Origin of the sequence: Pseudomonas sp. NKUCC02_KPG (genome assembly GCF_019345465.1) — a bacterium.
GTDB lineage: Bacteria > Pseudomonadota > Gammaproteobacteria > Pseudomonadales > Pseudomonadaceae > Aquipseudomonas.
Map to the genome: position 1 here is coordinate 1 of NZ_JAHKRC010000032.1, position 1,845 is coordinate 1,845.

1 protein-coding gene and 2 pseudogenes are annotated in these 1,845 nt (G+C 57.6%); 2 read left to right on the plus strand and 1 reads right to left on the minus strand.

The features are described 5' to 3' along the window. Positions 1–125, plus strand: a pseudogene (locus KO536_RS24035) (amino acid ABC transporter permease); the annotation flags it as partial. 35 nt (positions 126–160) lie between these two features. Further along, complete coding sequence (locus tag KO536_RS24040; RefSeq protein ID WP_133078182.1) at positions 161–1,543, plus strand: LLM class flavin-dependent oxidoreductase; 1,383 nt, start codon at positions 161–163, stop codon at positions 1,541–1,543. A gap of 158 nt (positions 1,544–1,701) precedes the next feature. Here KO536_RS24040 and KO536_RS24045 read toward each other — a convergent pair. Continuing rightward, a pseudogene (locus KO536_RS24045) lies at positions 1,702–1,845 on the minus strand (glutamate/aspartate:proton symporter GltP); the annotation flags it as partial.

Sequence of the window (1,845 nt, forward strand, 5' to 3'; positions counted from 1 at the left end):
CGTATCGCTACATCGAAATGCTCACCACCGCCGCCGTTATCTATTGGTTGATGTCGATCGGGCTCGAACTGGTGCAGAACCGCCTCGAGCGCCACTACGGCAAAGGGTTCATAAGTCAGCGGTAACGCCATCCTCTTAATTATTCTTCTCAGGTATCAAGATGTCCGATCCAAAACCTCTGTTGTTTGCGCTCTACGAGCAAGCGAGTGTTGGCTGTGGTGGCGCGCCAAGCCTGTGGACGCACCCGGCTGACGAGCGATTGAGCATCAATTCGCTCGGCTATTGGTCAAATCTGGCGCGTATTGCCGATCAGGCGCACATGGATATGCTGTTTTTCGGAGATGTTCTGGGCTTCTACGATGTATTTGGCGGCAATGCCGAGGCGGCCATGAAATGGGCCGTGGAAGCGCCGGCAAATGACCCGCTGATGATCATCCCGGCACTGGCTGCGGTAACTGAAAACCTGGCCTTTGGCGTCACGGTGACCACCAGCTACGAGCATCCCTTTACCCATGCCCGGCGCTTCAGCACATTGGACCATCTGACGGATGGCCGGATAGGGTGGAACATCGTCACTTCATACCTGTCCAGTGCTGCCCGAAACTTCGGGCTGGAGCAGATGATCAAGCACGATGATCGCTATGAGCGTGCCGAGGAATTTCTCGATGTGGCCTATAAGCTTTGGGAGGGCAGTTGGGCCGATGATGCCGTGGTTGCCGACAAGACGCGCCAGCTGTATGCCCGTGGTGATCGGGTTCGGCCGATCAACCATGCAGGCGAACATTATCGGGTGGCGGGTCCGCATTTGACGTCCCCGTCGCCGCAGCGAACGCCTCTGCTGATCCAGGCTGGCTGGTCAGGCCGTGGCCGGGCATTTGCAGCCAAGCACGCCGAGTTGATCTTTGTTGCCAAGTCCGACCCCCATGAGATTCGTCAGGGGCTGGAGGAAATCTGGGCCCAGGCCCAGGCGCTCGGTCGCCCGGCCGAAGATGTGAAGTCGCTGACAGTGCTGCGTATTGTGACCGCCAAAACGGAAATCGATGCTCAGCGCAAATATGACGAGCTGCAAAGCAATTATCACTTGCAGGCGCAACTGGTCAGTTATGCGGGTGATACCGGAATCGACATTAGCCGTTACGCCGACAGTGATGCTCTGTCTACTCACACCGAAGGCATGACGTCCTATGTGATGCGTGCAGATGGGAGTGGCAAGCCCCTGACGGCCGGTGACGTCAAACAGCGCTTTGCCAACGTCACACGTGGCAGTGACCTGATTCTGGTAGGCACCCCGCAACAGGTGGCAGACCGGATCGAAGAACACGCTCGCATCAGCGGTACCAGCGGCTACATGCTCAATCCGCTGATCAGCCCTGGCAGCCTTGAAGACTTTGTGGAGCTGATTATTCCCGAGTTGCAGAAACGTGGCTTGTATCGCACCGAACCTCAGCGCGGTACGTTCCGTTCACGGCTGCGGGCCGACGGCGCCAGTCATTTACCGGCGTCAGCGTATGGAGCTTCGTTCCGTTTTGATCAAGGGCGTTAGGTCAGCCGTTGTTGATTTGCGCGAGCGAAGTCCCTGTGGGAGCGGGCTTGCTCGCGATGCCGACGGTATGGTTTTTCAGGTACGTCGAAGTGATGCCAGCGCATTCAAGCCAGTTCCCTCAGGTTTTGTGAAGCTCACAAAACCTGAGGATCACTTTTTCAGGTGTTCGACACTTCCCCGGCCGGCAGCTGTTCCTTGCTGCGCCAGTGCGGCAGCGAGTTCCAGTAGCGCTCGCCCTTGGCGTCGTCGTACATGCCTTCCCAACGGGAAATTACCAGTACCGCCAGGGCGTTACCGATCAC

Coding starts and splice junctions, on each gene's coding strand:
- KO536_RS24040 (WP_133078182.1), top strand. CDS start 161: ATGTCCGATCCAAAACCTCTGTTGTTTGCGCTCTACGAGCAAGCGAGT.